The sequence below is a fragment of the Cupriavidus sp. SW-Y-13 genome, assembly GCF_009793345.1.
GTDB lineage: Bacteria > Pseudomonadota > Gammaproteobacteria > Burkholderiales > Burkholderiaceae > Cupriavidus.
This window is the reverse complement of the sequence record NZ_WHLX01000002.1, coordinates 873,118-888,897: the sequence shown is the minus strand read 5'-3', so window position 1 is coordinate 888,897 and position 15,780 is coordinate 873,118. Positions and strand designations below refer to the sequence as shown.

The 15,780-nt window shown below is 64.3% G+C and carries 13 protein-coding genes; 4 read left to right on the top strand and 9 right to left on the bottom strand.

The window, feature by feature from the left end; translation table 11 throughout:
• Positions 1–68 precede the first annotated feature (68 nt).
• Positions 69–1,583 carry a CoA-acylating methylmalonate-semialdehyde dehydrogenase gene (locus tag GA566_RS19715; protein ID WP_160473775.1) on the top strand — a complete coding sequence of 505 codons (1,515 nt, stop codon included), beginning with the start codon at positions 69–71 and terminating at the stop codon, positions 1,581–1,583.
• Positions 1,584–1,671: 88 nt separating this feature from the next.
• Here GA566_RS19715 and GA566_RS19710 read toward each other — a convergent pair whose 3' ends face one another.
• Together GA566_RS19710 and GA566_RS19705 are read right to left on the bottom strand one after the other, a co-directional pair.
• Positions 1,672–2,037 carry a cytochrome c gene (locus tag GA566_RS19710; protein WP_160473774.1) on the bottom strand — a complete coding sequence of 122 codons (366 nt, stop codon included), beginning with the start codon at positions 2,035–2,037 and terminating at the stop codon, positions 1,672–1,674.
• Positions 2,038–2,048: 11 nt separating this feature from the next.
• Entirely contained in the window at positions 2,049–3,296 is a 1,248-nt protein-coding gene (locus GA566_RS19705; protein ID WP_370459328.1) for a molybdopterin-dependent oxidoreductase, read from the bottom strand.
• Between the two features lie 215 nt (positions 3,297–3,511).
• Here GA566_RS19705 and GA566_RS19700 point away from each other — a divergent pair, with 215 nt between their 5' ends.
• Positions 3,512–4,024, top strand: a complete 513-nt coding sequence (locus GA566_RS19700) for a cupin domain-containing protein (RefSeq protein ID WP_137927208.1) — start codon at positions 3,512–3,514, stop codon at positions 4,022–4,024.
• A 92-nt stretch (positions 4,025–4,116) separates the two neighbouring features.
• On the opposite strand, the gene GA566_RS19695 is transcribed toward GA566_RS19700, so the two are convergent.
• The gene (locus GA566_RS19695; RefSeq protein WP_160473773.1) at positions 4,117–4,911 is read right to left on the bottom strand and encodes an SDR family oxidoreductase; all 795 of its coding nucleotides are present in this window, start codon (positions 4,909–4,911) and stop codon (positions 4,117–4,119) included.
• A gap of 353 nt (positions 4,912–5,264) precedes the next feature.
• Between GA566_RS19695 and GA566_RS19690 the strand changes: the two genes are divergently transcribed.
• Positions 5,265–7,907: an EAL domain-containing protein gene (locus tag GA566_RS19690; protein ID WP_160473772.1), complete on the top strand. Its 2,643-nt coding sequence runs from the start codon at positions 5,265–5,267 to the stop codon at positions 7,905–7,907.
• 88 nt (positions 7,908–7,995) lie between these two features.
• Here the strand turns inward: GA566_RS19690 and GA566_RS19685 are convergent, their stop codons facing one another.
• The 6 genes from GA566_RS19685 to GA566_RS19660 form a co-directional block, all read right to left on the bottom strand.
• Positions 7,996–9,033: a porin gene (locus GA566_RS19685; protein ID WP_255459592.1), complete on the bottom strand. Its 1,038-nt coding sequence runs from the start codon at positions 9,031–9,033 to the stop codon at positions 7,996–7,998.
• A 114-nt stretch (positions 9,034–9,147) separates the two neighbouring features.
• Positions 9,148–10,146: a tripartite tricarboxylate transporter substrate binding protein gene (locus GA566_RS19680; protein WP_137927211.1), complete on the bottom strand. Its 999-nt coding sequence runs from the start codon at positions 10,144–10,146 to the stop codon at positions 9,148–9,150.
• Positions 10,147–10,238: 92 nt separating this feature from the next.
• On the bottom strand, positions 10,239–11,408 hold the full coding sequence (locus GA566_RS19675) for an acyl-CoA dehydrogenase family protein (RefSeq protein WP_237380507.1): 1,170 nt from the start codon (positions 11,406–11,408) through the stop codon (positions 10,239–10,241).
• 9 nt (positions 11,409–11,417) lie between these two features.
• Positions 11,418–12,614 (bottom strand): acyl-CoA dehydrogenase family protein, encoded by a 1,197-nt coding sequence (locus GA566_RS19670; RefSeq protein ID WP_237380505.1) that lies wholly within the window; start codon positions 12,612–12,614, stop codon positions 11,418–11,420.
• The gene (locus GA566_RS19665; RefSeq protein ID WP_160473770.1) at positions 12,607–13,326 is read right to left on the bottom strand and encodes an enoyl-CoA hydratase/isomerase family protein; all 720 of its coding nucleotides are present in this window, start codon (positions 13,324–13,326) and stop codon (positions 12,607–12,609) included. Before GA566_RS19665 ends, GA566_RS19670 begins: the two co-directional genes overlap by 8 nt.
• Positions 13,323–14,552, bottom strand: a complete 1,230-nt coding sequence (locus GA566_RS19660) for a CaiB/BaiF CoA-transferase family protein (protein WP_160473769.1) — start codon at positions 14,550–14,552, stop codon at positions 13,323–13,325. Before GA566_RS19660 ends, GA566_RS19665 begins: the two co-directional genes overlap by 4 nt.
• A 193-nt stretch (positions 14,553–14,745) precedes the next feature.
• Between GA566_RS19660 and GA566_RS19655 the strand changes: the two genes are divergently transcribed.
• Entirely contained in the window at positions 14,746–15,702 is a 957-nt protein-coding gene (locus tag GA566_RS19655; protein ID WP_160473768.1) for a LysR family transcriptional regulator, read from the top strand.
• The last annotated feature ends 78 nt before the right edge of the window (positions 15,703–15,780 follow it).

The following is a 15,780-nucleotide window of genomic DNA, read 5'->3' as shown; positions in this document are numbered from 1 at the left end:
TCCATACACTGCAGGCATCCACAACGCGGAGGACGATTCCTCCCGCCCCGTACTGACAGGAGATGCCCATGACTGCGCCCTATACCAACACGTCCGAGGTCATTCATTTCATTTCCGGCGAGCCGTATGCAGGCAATGGCAAGCGGTCGCAGGCCGTCTTCAATCCCGCCACCGGCGCGGTAGCACGGCAGGTTCGCCTGGGGACCGTCGAAGACGTCGACGCCGCAGTCGCCTCGGCAGTCGCGGCATTTCCCAAGTGGGCAGATACGCCGCCCATTCGACGCGCCCGGGTGATGCTGAAGTTTTTGGAGCTTATGAATCAGCACAAAGACGAGCTTGCGGCGATCATCACCGCCGAGCACGGCAAGGTCCTCAGCGACGCAGCGGGCGAAGTCAGCCGTGGCATCGACATCATCGAATTCGCCTGTGGCGTGCCGCAACTACTGAAGGGCGACTTCACGGATCAGGTGTCGACCGGCATGGATAACTGGACGCTGCGCCAACCGCTCGGCGTGGTTGCAGGAATCACGCCGTTCAACTTCCCGTGCATGGTCCCGTGCTGGATGTTCCCGGTTGCGATCGCAACGGGCAATTGCTTCATCCTCAAGCCGAGCGAGCGCGATCCCTCCGCATCGCTTTTCATGGCTCGCCTGCTCAAGGAAGCGGGACTGCCCGACGGCGTGTTCAATGTCGTCCAAGGTGACAAGACCGTGGTGGATGCCCTCCTCCATCACGAAGACGTCAAGGCGGTCAGCTTCGTGGGCTCCACCCCGATTGCGAACTACATCTACGAAACGGGCGCGAAGCTTGGCAAGCGCGTCCAGGCACTAGGCGGCGCGAAGAACCACATGGTGGTGATGCCCGATGCAGACATCGACCAGGCCGTGGACGGATTGATCGGCGCTGCCTACGGTTCCGCTGGCGAGCGCTGCATGGCGATTTCCGTTGCGGTGCTCGTTGGCGATGTGGCCGACAAGATCATGCCGAAGCTGGAAGCCCGCGCACGCGAACTGATCATCAAGAACGGCATGGAGGCCGACGCCGAAATGGGCCCGGTTGTCACCGGGCAAGCGCTTGAACGGATCGAGAACTACATTGCGCTTGGCGTCGAAGAAGGCGCGAAGCTCGTCGTCGATGGCCGGAATTACAAGGTCCCCGGCCACGAGCAAGGCTTCTTCACTGGCGGCACGCTGTTCGACAACGTTACGCCCGAGATGCGCATCTACAAGGAAGAGATCTTCGGTCCGGTGCTGTCATGCGTGCGCGTGGATGATTTCGCAGAAGCGGTGAAGCTGGTCAACGCACACGAATTCGGCAACGGCGTCGCCTGCTATACGCGTGATGGTCAGGTGGCTCGTGAGTTTGGTCGCCGCATCGAAGTGGGGATGGTCGGTATCAACGTGCCCATTCCTGTCCCGATGGCATGGCACGGCTTTGGAGGCTGGAAGCGCTCGTTGTTTGGCGATACGCACGCATACGGCGAAGAAGGCGTGCGGTTCTACACTCGGCAGAAGAGCATCATGCAACGGTGGCCGAACGACACGGCGCGCGGCGCGGAATTCGCCATGCCCACTGCCAAGTAACATCGTGGAGAACGAGGCCGCGCTGTTCTGCGCGCCTCGTCCAGGCAAGGATTTTTATCTTGCGCAGCCACGCGATCTGGCTACCGTATTAGTGCGGGGTGGCTGCAGACGCCTCCCTGGCTGCCGTCTTCTTCGCCTCCGCACCATATGTCTTGACGAGGTAGTCCACGATGGGCTCGACGTCCTCATCCTTCAGCGGCGCACCGAAAGGCTTCTTCATCTTCTTTACCGTTGCATCCCAATAGGCGCGGGGTGAAGTGGATGGCTGTGTACTGACGTATTGCGCCGAATGGCAAGTCATGCAGTTTTGCAATGCGAGGTTGTAACCTGGCAGGGTGCTCGGCTTGTAAATGGCAGTCTCCTGCGGCAACTTGATTTCTTTAGGCGCGGCCCACGCCAAGGAACTGGCGAGCGCTGCGGCGGCAATACCAATGACGACTCGAGTTGTTTTCATCGCGCGCTCCCTCAGATCACCACAACCTGCGTGACTTCCACGACATTGCGCATATAGCCGGCGGGGTTCCAGCGCGGCGTCATGGGCTGGATCTCTCCCGCCCGGCTGCGGGCTCTCACGCAGAGCTCGAGATTGCCCTTCCTGGAGGGTTGATAATCGATGCGCCACTCCCGAAATGAATACTTTCCCAGATCCTTCCCGAGCGTTGTCGGGTGCCACGTCTTGCCACCGTCGTCGGAAAGCGAAACCTCCGCGATGCCGCTACCACCGTCGAACGCGATGCCTTTGATCGTGGTCTTCGCATCCGCGCGCAGGGTCTGGTTGTGGCCGTGGCTGGTGATGAACGATCGGACGTTGAATCGGCCAATCGGCACGGTCTCGCTGGGCGTCGTCCCTGGTTCCACGCAAGCGCAGTCATTCTTCGGGATGCGGTACGCCGACTTGACCCAGAACCCGTCGAACGGCTTGTCGAGGACTTCAATATGGGAGAGGTGCTTGACCCAGTAAGTCCCGTAGTAGCCTGGCACCACCAGACGCAGGGGATAGCCGTTGAGGAAAGGCAACTCCTTGCCATTCATCTGCCATGCGAGCATGACTTCTCCGTCCATCGCATGGTCCAGCGTCAATGCCTTCATGAAATCGGGTCCGCCTTCCAGTGGCGGCCGGTCGAGCCCGTCGAACGACACCGCCACTGCGCCTGATTTCACCCCCGCCTTTTCCAGCACCGTACGAAGGGGAATTCCTGTCCAACGCGCGTTTCCCATGGCACCGTTACCCAACTGTCCGCCATTCACGCGAGGTGAGAAGAAACCGCGACTATTTCCCGAGCACTGGTTTACGGCGACAACTTCAACCGTCTTGCCCATCTTGCGCAATTCGCCGAGACTCAAATCCAAGGGTCGTCCGACATGGCCGTCAATCTTGAGCCGATACGTCGCAGCATCGATGGACGTCGGGATGCCGCTCCAGTGGTAGCGCACGAAAAAGGCATCGTTCGGGGTAATTGGCCCTTCATTGAAAATCTCGAAAGGCGTTTCCAACTGCGGCGGTCGATTCGTCAGCAGGATCAGTGGCCGCTTCTGGGGAAATGCGACAAGTTCACGGTGCCCGTTCTCAAAGGGCATGTCCCGTCCGAGCTGCGCGGCGAGAATTGACCTGCCATGGGCGCCCAACAGGCCTCCCATGGCCAATGCGGCACCGCGCGCCAGAAAGTGCCGGCGCCGTGGAACGCTGGTCACCGGTTGGGAGTGAGTTTTCATAGGGTGTCTCCTGTGGTCTTACCTGCTTATCCATATGGAGCGTAACGGCGAAAGCACGTGTGGGTCTAACTTGCTTTTCTTGTATGCCTGATCGATTTCTTTAATAATGCCGCGCCTCCACATCCCTGCAATTCCGGTGAGGGCGTTCTCGGCTTTCTCGGCTTTCTCGGCTTTGGGCAGCTATGATGGCTGCCTTCCCGGTTCGCATATTCAAGATGTCAGACACTCCGCAACAGCGCCTGATTGCGCAGCTTGGCCTGGTGCCGCACCCCGAGGGCGGCTTTTACCGTGAGACTTATCGTGACGAGGCGCGCGTGACGCGTACCGTTGATGGTGAAGCGCGTTCAGCGTCCACGGCGATCTACTACCTGCTTTGCGATGCGGCGTATTCAGCGTGGCACCGTATTCGCTCGGATGAGATCTGGCACTTCTACGCTGGTGATCCGCTTCATGTGCACTGGCTGGATTCGGCCGGAACGCTGGTCACGCATCGGCTCGGGAATCCGTTGGTGGATCCGGATACGGTCTTTCAGGCCGTGGTGCCCGCTGGCTGCTGGTTTGCCGCGGAACGTGTGCCGGGTGCCAGCGGCGGCGCTGGCTATTCCTTGGCGGGTTGTACGGTGGCGCCCGGGTTCGAGTTCAGTGAGTTCGAGCTTGCGGATGTCGCGTCGATCACGACAGCGCATCCCGGGCATGCGGAGGTTCTGAGGCGGCTGATCCGCTGTTAGGTCACGCATTGGCCCGGATACGCGCGCCCTGCTCTGCCGCGTTGTAACGGGCTGACCGGATTTGCCGTCGCCCGTGTTCAGACCGCAAACGTTCAGACCACAAGCGGTGTGGTGGCACCATCGATCGAAAGTATGGCGCCGGAGATGTAGCTGGCGCGCGCCGATGCGAGGAACAGCACGGCATCTGCGATTTCCTCGGGCTTCGCCAGCCTTCCCGGCCCGGTGCGGTCATTGGCTTTGCGCAGCGCCTCTTCGATGGTCGTGCCGGCCAGTTTCGCTTCGGCCTCCAGCCCCTGGTTGAGTCTTTCCGTACGGGTGACGGAAGGATTGACCGCATTGACCCGCACGCCAGATCGTCCGTAGGCGTTTGCCAGCCCTGCCGTCGCCAGCATCAGGGCGGCGTTGGCTGCGCCACCCGGCAAATGGGTTGGGCTGGGGACCTTGCCACCCATCCCCACAATGTTGACGATCGCGCCACTGCCTGCCTGTCCCATCCGCTTGATGACCGGATCGATGACATTGATGTAGCTGAAATACTTCGCATCCATGGCATCGCGCCATGCTTGTGGGGTGAGATCCGTGAAAGGGGTCCGACGCGCGCCGCCCGCCGATGTCACGAGGATATCGATACCGCCTAGCGCGGCCACAACCTCATCCACCGCACGCTCCGCGCTTTTCGCGTCGATGAGGTCGGCGGACGCGGATACCACGTCAGCGGCTGGAAAATCGCCAGCCAGTGTGGTCAGCGCTGCCGAAAGATTTGTCTCGCTACGTCCGACAATCGCAACCTTTGCGCCCTCGCGCAGGAAGGCTCTGGCGCAGGCCAGGCCGATGCCACGACTGCCCCCGGTAATCAACACACGCTTGCCGCCAAGGTCCAGGTCCATGTTTGCCTCCAGATTGTCATGGGCGAACCCTAGCACGATGACGGCCAATCGTCAGAGCCCCCCCTCGCCTGGCACTCGCCTCGTTCAGGCGGTCATTCTGCTGGCGATAACGGATTGCCTAAATTTCGCCAGGGGATGGCCGTTGAACTTCCTGATTCAACGCTATCACCGCTTTCAGCCCCGCAGGCAGGAAACATACAGTTGAAAAAGGACGGTGACGTGATGTTTTCGACGCAGGAAAGTCGACTTCACGCGAGGACGTCCAGGCCGCGGCGGTAATGCTTGTCGGCTTGGCTCACCTCGACTAGCCTGCTATCGACAACGATTCTTCGCAGCGCGGCAAGACCCATTTGATGCCAGAACGTTCGACCAGCCTGAATGGCAAAGCCCTTCATCGACTACGTCAGATATTTTCCCCGTTGAATCTGGCGGCGGCGGCATGGTTGATCGCAACATGGGCGTTTGCGACGTTCCAGCTCGTGAACGAGCGGGACCGCTTGCTGCGCGATGCCGCTACACGCACGCAAGCGGAAGCAGTGGCCTTTGGCGCGTACTCGAAATCCAGCATCCTGAGACTCTCGGAATTTCTCCTCGCGCTGCGGGCCGGGTGGTTGGTGGGCGAGACAGGATTCGTCAACATGGTGCGCGAGCGGCAGAACCTGGTCGTGGACTTGTCGTTCCAGGTAGCAGTGATCGACAAGCACGGGCTGCTCATCTACTCGTCCATCGCGCCGCCGGCCGCTGGCGAGAGGGTCGATCTCAGCGACCGCGAGCATTTCCGGTTTCATCAGAACGCGGCTGGGCGTGACATGCTGTTCATCAGCGATCCGGTGAAGGGAAAAGTCTCGCGCAAATGGTCGATCCAGTTTACGCGCCCCATCCTGCGCGACGGCCGCTTCGATGGCGTCATCGTGGTCTCCGTCAGTCCGGAGCAGTTCGCCAGCTTTGCACAGACGTTCACCAACCGGGATGGTGAAGTGGCGTCGGTCATCAAGAATTCCGGCCAGGTCCTTGCGCGTTTGCCGGCCCTGGAGGGGTCGCTTGCAAAGTTGGTGAGCAACCGGCCTTACCTCGCCAGCAATGCGCCCCCGTCTGGCAGCTACAGGGCGGTGTCGGGCTCGGAGAACGTCGAACGGGTCTTCGGCTATTCCCGCGTGCCGGAGTTCGGACTCAATTTCGTGGTCGGTCAGTCGGTCGACCTAGTGCTGGCCCCGTACAAGGTCTATAGTCGCGTGGCCTTCGCCGGTGCGATTGCTTCCACACTGCTGCTTGGCCTGCTGTACTACAGCCTGCGCCGCTCCATGGCGGAGCGACAGCGCCATCTGGAGGAGATGCGGCTAGCTTCTATCGTCTATTCGTCCAGCAGCGAGGCCATGGTGGTGACGTCGCTCGACGGCACCATTATCGATGTGAACCCGGCCTTTGCCACGGCCACAGGCTATGCCGCCGAGGAGATCAGGGGCCGCCCAGGGTATTGCCTCAACGGCACTGCCAATGCGGCCGGGCTGGTCGAACGCCTGCGGGCCTCGCTAAAAGCCAAGGGCAGTTGGAGCGGCGAATTCTCGATTCGTTGCAAGGACGGCAGCGAGTTTCCTGCCTACCTGACCGTGGACACCTATCTGCACCACGCGTATGGGGAGCGCCGTCGGGTCGCGCTGATCCATGACATCACCGAGAAACGCCAGGCGGAGGAAGTCATCCGGCATCAGGCAAACTTCGACGCGCTGACTGACCTGCCCAACCGCCGCCTGTTCTTCGGACGCCTGGAGCAAGAGATCGAGCGTTCGCGCGGCACGCAACATGTGCTGGGCCTGTTGTTCATCGATCTGGATCGGTTCAAGGAAGTGAACGATACCCTTGGCCACGATCAGGGCGACCAGTTGCTACTTGAGGCGGCCCGCCGCATTGCCGGATCGGTGCGCGCATCGGACACCGTTGCGCGGCTGGCCGGCGACGAGTTCACGGTGATCCTGCCCGAGGTGGGCGACGCCGGCGTTGCCGCGAACATCGCGGAGGCCATCCTGAAACAGATTGCCGCGCCCTATCGCCTGGCCGGCGAGCTTGTGGAGGTGTCTGCAAGCATTGGCGTGGCAACGTTCCCAAAGGATGCCGACAATGCCGAGGCCCTGCTGGTGTACGCCGACCACGCGATGTTTGCCGCCAAGGAGGAAGGCCGCAATCGCTGGAAGGTGTTCACCCAATCCCTGCTGCAAGCCGAGCGGGAGCGTCTGCGCATCACACAGGACCTCCGTACGGCGCTCGCGTCGAATCAGTTCGCGCTGCACTACCAGCCCATCGTCGATCTGCGCACAGGCAAGGTCTGCAAGGCGGAAGCCCTCATTCGCTGGAACCACCCGCTGCGTGGACCCATCCCTCCGGCGGACTTCATCGCGGTTGCGGAGGAGTCCGGCCTCATTATCGATATTGGCCGCTGGGTACTGGCGGAGGCCGTGGATCAGCTCGCGCGCTGGCAGGCGCTGCTGGGCAAGGACTTCCAGATATCGGTCAACAAATCCCCTATCGAGTTCCGCGCGCCGGCGAGCGGTCCCGAGTCCTGGTCCAGCATGATCGAGCGCCGGAGGGTGCCAGTTGGCGGTCTTGTCATCGAGATTACGGAAGGCTCGCTGATGGAGCAAAGCATCGATGCCATGGATCAGCTCTCTCGCTTCCAGGCCGCGGGCATCGAGATCGCGCTCGACGATTTCGGGACGGGCTATTCGTCCTTGTCGTACCTGCGCCGCCTGGATATCGACTACATCAAGATCGACCGCTCCTTCATCCGTTCACTGACGCGCGGTCCGGACGACGTGGCCCTGTGCCGGGCCATCATCAGCATGGCGCATGCGCTGCGTATCCGCGTGATTGCCGAGGGCGTGGAAACCGAGTCGCAACGCGACATCCTTGTGGCTGCCGGCTGCGACTACGGTCAAGGCTACTTCTTCTGTCCGCCGGTGGAAGCCAGCGCCTTCGAGGCATTCGTGAGTGCCGTAACTTGAGCCAATGCCTCGCTGGCGCAGTCACTGGCGGTCCCCTTCCCGCCGAACGCCTCCAGCAACGCGGCCGGGATGGCTCGCCAGCCGTCGGTCAGAACCGGTGGCGCAGGCCCACGCTGATCGAGCGTGCATCGTCGCCGCTGCCGGGATCGATGGCGATGCTGTTGTTGGTCACGCTGCCGCCCGGACTGTTATGCACGTAGACCGCGCGCAGGTAGGCGGTGGTGCGCTTGCTGAGATCGTGGTCCCAGCCGATGGTCATGCTCCAGGGACGCTCGCCGCCACCCAGTATCTGCCGCTTGATCGCCACGGCCTTGAACGTGTCTTTCTGCGTGACGTTCCAGCTGAACGTGATGCCGTAGTGCCGCGCCACCCGTGTCGCGGCGAGCTTGCTGCTGGCCTGCGCGAGCAGCAATCCGACCTCTACGGGCTTGAAACGGTACGAGCCACCCAGGAAGTGGTTCGACGTCAGCACGGTGGGCACCTGCGGCAGGTTGGTGCCGGTGTACATGCCCTGATAGCTGTAGAACGCATACGCGTTGCCGGCTTCATACGTCGCGTTCATGCCGAAGTTGGTGCCCGAGCGCGGATTGCCCGGTACCTCGCCCGGCGCCACGGCGGCACCGAACGCGAAGCCGCCCCAGTTGGGCGAGAAGTACTGCACGGCATTGTCGAAGCGCGCGCCATACGCCACGTGGCCGGTGCCCTGCGACGCCGTGGCGCTCAACAGATTGAACGGTGACACCATCCCGTTCAGCAGGAACGGGTCCAGCCGCAGCAATGCATAGAACGACGGCGTGTACTGCCGGCCCAGCCGAATCTCTCCCCAGGTGTCGTTGGACAGTCCCAACCACGACTGGCGGCCGAACAGGCGGCCATTGCCGAAGAACTCGGCGCCGGTATCGATGTTGAAACCGGACTCGACCAGGAAGTTGGCCTTGGTGCCACCGCCCAGGTCTTCGATGCCACGCAGCCCCCAACGGGACGCCGCCTGCTGGCCCTCACGCATCCGTACCACGCTTTGCGAACCCTTCGCATACTCGATCGACGCGTCGGCCACGCCGAACAACTGCACCGTCATGGCCGTGGCCCCGCCGCTGGCCAGTGCCAGGCAAGTGCCGAGGCCCAGGCTTGTACCGAGCGCCGCGCCAGACAACCATCGGCTTCCGTTCTTCTCTCTCACGCTGCTGTCTCCCGTTCTGTGTTTTGTGTTCTGTGTTTTGTGTCCTGCGTATTCGTATCGCTACTGCGGCGTGACGCCCGCGATCTTCACGACATCGCCCCAGGCGGCCAGATCGGCGCGTACGAGCTGGCCGAGATCGTCGGGCGTGGAGGGCTTGCCTGGCTTCAGGTACATCGACGCAAAGCGCTGCTGTTCCTCGCGCGATTGCAGGATGCGATTCACCTCGGCATTCAGACGCGAAACGATGGGCGTGGGCAGCCCCTTGGGCCCGAACAGCGCCAGCCAGCTCGCCTGTTCGAAGGGCACGCCCTGCTCGCCCATGGTGGGCACATTGGGCGCGGGCAACAGGCGTTCGGGACCAGACACGGCCACGCCGCGAATGCGCCCCGACTTCAGATGCGGAAGGGCCGACATGGAATCCGTGAACGCAATGGTCACGTGCCCGGCCGCCAGGTCATTGGTGCACTGGACGGCCGTCTTGTACGGTACGTGGCGCACCCGGATGCCGGTCTTGGCTTTCAGATACTCCATCGCCAGATGGCCGCCCGATCCCACGCCCCACGAGCAGTACGCCAGCTCCGTGGGGCTCGCCTTGACGTAGGCGATCAGTTCCTTGAGGTTGTGCACCGGCACGGTGGACGTGACCGCCAGCAGGTTGCCGCCCGGAGCGCTGGGCCGCGCAATCGGGGTGAAGTCCTTTACCGGGTCATAGGGCAGGCTCGCCGTGGTCCACGGGTTCACGGTCATCGTGGCCGAGTAGGTGAACAGCAGCGTGTACCCGTCGGGCTCGGCGCGCGCCACCATCTCGCTGGCGATGATGCCGTTGGCGCCGGGACGGTTGTCCACCACCACCGGCTTCTTCAGCGCAACCGAGAGGCGCTCCGCCACCAGCCGGGCAGTCTGGTCGGTCACGCTGCCCGCGCCGGATGGCACGAGCACACGGATCGGACGATTGGGATAAGGTGCGGTGTCGGCATGGGCTGCACCGGCTCCGGCACACACCAGCGCCGCTGCAATGGCCGGCAAGGCCATGCGGGCGCCAGGTTTCTGGCTATGCATGTTGCTGTCTCCGTCACGGCGCATTGGCCGCTCATGCCGGTACATGGCCGGCGTATCGTGAACAGGCGTCCGCCCGCCTGGTGTGACGCGGCTCAGGCAGGCGCCCGGGCCGCGGATTCGATGGCGGCGAGCCGCGCCAGATGCCACGCGGCATCGCCGAACAGATTGGCCTGCGCGGCCAGCCGCTTGTAGCAGTGCCCCACTTCCACCTCGTCGGTCATGCCGATGGCGCCGTGCAACTGCACGGCCTGCTCGCCCAGTGCGCGGCCAGCATCCGAGACAAAAGCCTTGGCATACGACACCGCGCGCGAGCGTGCGACGGGATCGGCGTCCAGTGCAGCGGCAGCGGCCTCCGTGATGGCGCGCGCCTGTTCGATGCTGACGTACAGGTCCACCAGCCGGTGGCGCACCACCTGGTTGGCACTGAGGGCACGGCCAAACTGACGGCGGGTCATCACGTATTCGCGTGTCAGGTCGAACGCGCGCGTCATGGCGCCCACGGCATCGGCGCAGGCCATGACCGTGGCGCGGTCGAGTGCCGCTTCCACCATCGGCCATGCCTCACTGACGGGGCCGATCCGCGCATCATCGCCAACGGATATGCGCCGCAGCGTCACGGTGGCGGTCTGCCGTCCGTCGTAGGTCGGATAGCCCTGGATGCTCACGCCGCGCGTACTGGCGGGCACCGCGAACAATGTCAGGCCATGTCGTTCGCGCTGCCCGCCGTCCGTGCGTGCCAGCACGAGCAGGATGTCGGCGCAGCCTCCGCCGAGTACCAGCGTCTTGCTGCCATCGATCTGCCATGTGCCGTCGGGCCGCTGGCGGGCATGCGTGGCGATGTCGAACGCGTCGTGGCGTCCCTGCAATTCGTGACACGCCAGCGCGGCGAAGGTGTGCCCTTCGGCAATCTCCTGCGCCGTCGCAAGGTGGGCTGGCTGACCCGAGCCGGCCAGCAGCGGCGCGCATAACGCGGTGTTGGAGATCCAGGGTTCCACAGGCAAGGCGCGTCCCAGTGCTTCGGCCATTGCTGCCTGATCCATCGCGCTGCCCATGCCGCCGCATGCTTCCGGCAGGCCGAGCGACAACCATCCCATCTCCGCGAACTGGCGCCAGGCCGATTGCGAGAAACCGTGCGGCTCCGCCATGGCAGCCTTGCGCTGTACAAAGCCATAGTCGCGTTCCACAAAGCGCGCGACGCTGTCCAGCAACATGCGACGTGCCTCGATATCGTCGTCTTCAGGCATGAATGTGTGTGTCGTCATCGTTGGACCTCAAAGCCCGAGCACCTGCTTGGCCAGCAGCTCGTGCTGGATCTCGCTTGTGCCGCCGGCAATCGTGTAGCCGCGCGTCACAAAGCGCCGCGCGGAGGCCGCCGCCGCGTAGGGCGACCGGCCAGGTTCGAGGTCTGCCGGTTCGAAGTGCGCCATACGGTCGTAGGCCAGGGTGTCGGGACCCAGCGCGTCGACCGCCAGGTTCTCGATGTCCTGGATCAACTGGCTACCCAGCAGTTTCAGCATCCCGGTCTCGGGACCGAGCGCCCCGCCCTGCCGCTCCAGACGGCGGAAGCGCAGCACCGTGGCCGCCAGGGTTTCCAGTCGCACCTCCAGCGCATGAAACCGTTGGGCAAACCACGGGCGATTCCGCAGCGGTTCCCCTGCTTCCATGACTTCGTTGCCGATGGCTCGCACCTTTGCCAGACGACGGCGGTTCTCGGCCACGCGCGACAGGTTCAGGCGTTCGTGCTCCAGCAGCGATTTGGCAATCGACCAGCCTGCGTTTTCCTCGCCGACGCGCATCTCCACCGGCACTTCCACATCGTCCAGAAACACCTGGTTGAACAACTGCCAGCCATGGATGCCGATCAGCGGCCGCACGCTGACGCCGGGGCTACGCATGTCGATCAGCAGGAAGCTGATGCCCTCCTGTGCGCGGGCTTCGGTATCGGTGCGCACAAGGCAAAAGATCCAGTCGGCGTACTGTGCGTACGACGTCCAGATCTTGCTGCCGTTGACGCGGTAGAAAGCCGATCCGTCCGCACGGGTGTGGCGCTCGGCACGCGTGGTCAGAGAAGCCAGGTCCGAGCCCGCGTTCGGCTCCGAGTACCCCTGGCACCACCAATGCTCCTGGTTCAGGATGCGCGGCAGGAAGTACTGCTGCTGGGCAGGCGTGCCGTGATAGATCAGGATCGGGCCGATCATCTCGATTGAAATCCCGCCCGTCTCGGGCGCGTGGGCCAGCACCAGTTCCTCCTGCAGCACCGCGCGCCGTGCTGCGCTCCATCCCTGGCCCTGCCACGCTTCCGGCCAATGCGGCGCCAGCCAGCCGCGCTCCGCGAGCCGCCGCTGCCAGTCCACCATTTCCTCCTTGCTGACTTCGAGCCCCAGCCGCACTTTCTCGCGCACCCGTGCTGGCAGGGCTTCGGCGATGAATGCGCGCACGTCGCGGCGCAGCGTGGCGAATTCATCCATGCTGGACCTCCACGGGTTCGGCATTGCGGCAAGCGTCGAACCAGTGGGCCGCCGCCATGCGCGCGCTGGCGGCGCGTAGCGTGCCCTTGACGGCCTGCACCGTCTCTGCCGGAAAGCCGCCCACCTGTGCTGCCATGTCCCGTGCGCGCGCCAGCACGTCGCCATCGGCAGCGACTTCCGTGGCAACACCGAGCCGCAGCAATTCCGCCGCCGGCACGCGTTCGCCGAGCAGGCACAGCCGCGCGGCCACTGCCTCGCCGTGCCGCAAGGCCAGCCAGGCAATGTTGCGCGGCGCGTTCATGCCGATGCGGATTTCGGCAATCTGCATGAAGGCGCCCTCCCCGCACACCAGCAGGTCGGCGGCCAGTGCCAGTGCGGCACCGCCATTCACGGCGTGGCGTTCGAGTGCCACAATCCACACCTTGCGGCTGGCGATCAGCGCGGCGTGCACGCGATCCCAGCGCACTGCGAATCCGGCGAGGCCCTCCGCATGGCCCTTGATGGCCTGCAGGTCCAGGCCGGAGCAGAAGGCGCCGTCTGCGCCGTGCAGGACGATGGCCCGGACCGTGGCGTCGGCCTCCAGCGCGAGAATCGCGTCCGCGAGGGCTTCCGCCGTGGCCATGTCGATGGCGTTGCGCGTTGCGGGACGGTTCAGCGTGAGATCGGCCCAGCCATCGTGGCGGGATATCAGGACTGCGGATGCGTCTGTCATGCCTGCGCTCCTTCTTCACATGCGGAGTCGATGCCGATGGCTCCGTTCCGCGCCATGGCGGCGATGGATTCATCGTCATAGCCAAGTTCGCGCAGCACTTGCGCCGTATGCTCGCCGAGCCGAGGTACCACTGGCGTCGAAGCCTGCGCCGCTGCTCCCATGCGGAACGGCAGGCCCGGCAACACGATCTCGCCGCCCAGGCCATCGCCCACCGCCATCAGCAGCGCATTGGCCTGCACGTCGGCGCTGGCCTCCACCTGTCGGTAGTCGCGCACCACGCCCACCACCACCTGATGCCGCTCCAGCAAGGCACGCGCATCCTCTCCGGCGAAATCTCGCAATGCGTCCTGCAGAATCGCCAGCATGGCCGGCCGGTTCTGTACACGCAGTGCGTTGCTTGCGAAGCGCGAATCGCCGGCCAGCGCGGGCTGGCCAATCGCCGTGCAAAGCCGCGCCCAGTGTTCGTCAAGGTAGGCCGAGAGCACGATGTGACCATCGGCTACCTCGATCACGTCGGCGGCCGGCGCCGCCTTGGGCTGGCTGTTGCCGCTGCGTACCGGCAGCGCGCCGGAGCACTGGTACTCGGCCCAGAGCTGGGCCTGCAGATGTACGCCCACGGTCAGGAGCGATGTCTCGATGGTGTCGCCATGCCCCGTGCGGAAACGTCGGAATAGTGCGACCACGATGGCGTTGGCGGTGGCCAGTGCCGTGGCGGCATCGATCAGCGCGAAGCCTGCCTTCAGCGGCGGGCCGCCGGCCTCGCCTGTCACGGACATCATGCCGCTCTCGGCCTGTGCCGCGATATCCAGTCCCGGCCGCAGGCGCGACGGCCCTTGCGTGCCGAAGCCGGTCACGCTGGCATGCACCAGCTCCGGTTTGGCATCGCGCAATGTGGCGGCGTCCAGCCCGAGCGATTCCATCGAGCCGGGACGCGCGTTATGCAGGACCACATCGCACGACAGCGCCAGCTTGCGGGCGGCCTGCAGCCCTGACGCCGTGCGCAGGTCCAGTGCAATGGCGCGCTTGCCACGGTTGTAGGCCAGGAACATCGGGCTCTGCGCGCTCGTGCCGTCGAAGCGCCGCGCACTGTCTCCACGCAGCGGCTCCACCTTGATGACGTCGGCGCCAAGATCCGCCAGCAACATCGCCGCACCCGGCGCCGCGATGAACTGGCCGAACTCCACCACGCGAATGCCGGCGAGCGGCAGGTCTTTCTGGGTCTGCATCCTGTTTCCGTGTGCATGCCGGGAACGGCATCGATGAAACGGATCTTGCGGCACCTGGTTCGGGCGCGGCAGCCTCCCAGATCGCTGCGGCGTGAACCAGCGGTTATCACCGGGGGTAATCCCGTAGCCGGATGGTTGGCGCTATGCTGGCGGACAGGGCGTCGCCATGAACGCCCGCGACAGGAGACAAACCATGCGACTGAGCCAGGTTCAGGACTTCATCGCTGTAGCCGAGCACGGCAGCATCCGTGCCGGCGCCAAGGCGCGCGACGTATCGGCGCCGGCCATCACCAAGAGCATCCGGATGCTGGAGGAAGAGCTCCATGTGCCGCTGCTGACCCGCACCACGCGCGGCGTTGTGCTCTCCCGCTATGGCGAGGCATTCCTGCGGCGCGCCCAGCTGATTGCCAGCGAGGCGCGCAAGGCGGCCGACGAGATGGCGCAGATGCTGGGCACACGCAACGGCGTGGTGCGCATTGGCGCCACCGGCGGGCCGGCCCATCTGCTGCTGCCGGCCGTGCTCAAGCGCTTTCGCGCCCAGCATCCCGACGTGCAGGTGTGCATCGAGAGCGGCGTATATCCAGCCCATCTGACCGACCTGCGGGTCGGCGTCATGGACATGGCCGTGAGCCCGATCCCGGACGAGGGCATCGAGCGCGAATTCGTCTGCGAGCCCTTGTACAACAACGATTCGGTGGTGGTTGCGCATCGGGATCACCCGCTGCGCAACGCCCGGACCCTGCGTGAACTGGTGGGCTCGGACTGGGTACTGACCGGGCAGCGCATGCACGGGCCCGGCGCCGCGATCATGGATGCCTTCCGCGCCCGCGATCTGCCGCTACCCCGCGTGGCGGTGCGGTGCGACACCATCGGCATGATCCAGACCCTGCTGGAAGACCGCTCACTGCTGTGCCTGCTGCCGCGTCAACTGGTGCCCGGACGGCTGGCCAGTGCCAACCTGGTGGCGCTGCCCATCGAGGACCCCCTGCCCAGCCACGCTGTCAGCCTCATCTATCGGGCCGATTCGCCGATGACCCCGGTGGCCGAGCAGTTCGCGAAACTGCTGCGCCGCGAAGTGCACTACCTGAGCAAGATGCCCGACAGCCCGCTGCGCCGCCAGGTGCCGCGCAAGCCGGAAACGGTCGGCTAGCGCGGCCCCGCGCTGGCGGGAACTCCTTGCCAGCCACGGGTGATAACCGCTGGTTCACACCTGAAAATCTTCACCACC

Excerpts from the sequence above, each read along its gene's own strand:
- GA566_RS19660 (WP_160473769.1), bottom strand. The coding sequence starts at position 14,552 with ATGCAGACCCAGAAAGACCTGCCGCTCGCCGGCATTCGCGTGGTGGAG.
- GA566_RS19675 (WP_237380507.1), bottom strand. The coding sequence starts at position 11,408 with ATGACGACACACACATTCATGCCTGAAGACGACGATATCGAGGCACGT.
- GA566_RS19670 (WP_237380505.1), bottom strand. The coding sequence starts at position 12,614 with ATGGATGAATTCGCCACGCTGCGCCGCGACGTGCGCGCATTCATCGCC.
- GA566_RS19700 (WP_137927208.1), top strand. The coding sequence starts at position 3,512 with ATGTCAGACACTCCGCAACAGCGCCTGATTGCGCAGCTTGGCCTGGTG.
- GA566_RS19715 (WP_160473775.1), top strand. The coding sequence starts at position 69 with ATGACTGCGCCCTATACCAACACGTCCGAGGTCATTCATTTCATTTCC.
- GA566_RS19655 (WP_160473768.1), top strand. The coding sequence starts at position 14,746 with ATGCGACTGAGCCAGGTTCAGGACTTCATCGCTGTAGCCGAGCACGGC.
- GA566_RS19695 (WP_160473773.1), bottom strand. The coding sequence starts at position 4,911 with ATGGACCTGGACCTTGGCGGCAAGCGTGTGTTGATTACCGGGGGCAGT.
- GA566_RS19665 (WP_160473770.1), bottom strand. The coding sequence starts at position 13,326 with ATGACAGACGCATCCGCAGTCCTGATATCCCGCCACGATGGCTGGGCC.
- GA566_RS19705 (WP_370459328.1), bottom strand. The coding sequence starts at position 3,296 with ATGAAAACTCACTCCCAACCGGTGACCAGCGTTCCACGGCGCCGGCAC.
- GA566_RS19680 (WP_137927211.1), bottom strand. The coding sequence starts at position 10,146 with ATGCATAGCCAGAAACCTGGCGCCCGCATGGCCTTGCCGGCCATTGCA.
- GA566_RS19690 (WP_160473772.1), top strand. The coding sequence starts at position 5,265 with ATGCCAGAACGTTCGACCAGCCTGAATGGCAAAGCCCTTCATCGACTA.
- GA566_RS19710 (WP_160473774.1), bottom strand. The coding sequence starts at position 2,037 with ATGAAAACAACTCGAGTCGTCATTGGTATTGCCGCCGCAGCGCTCGCC.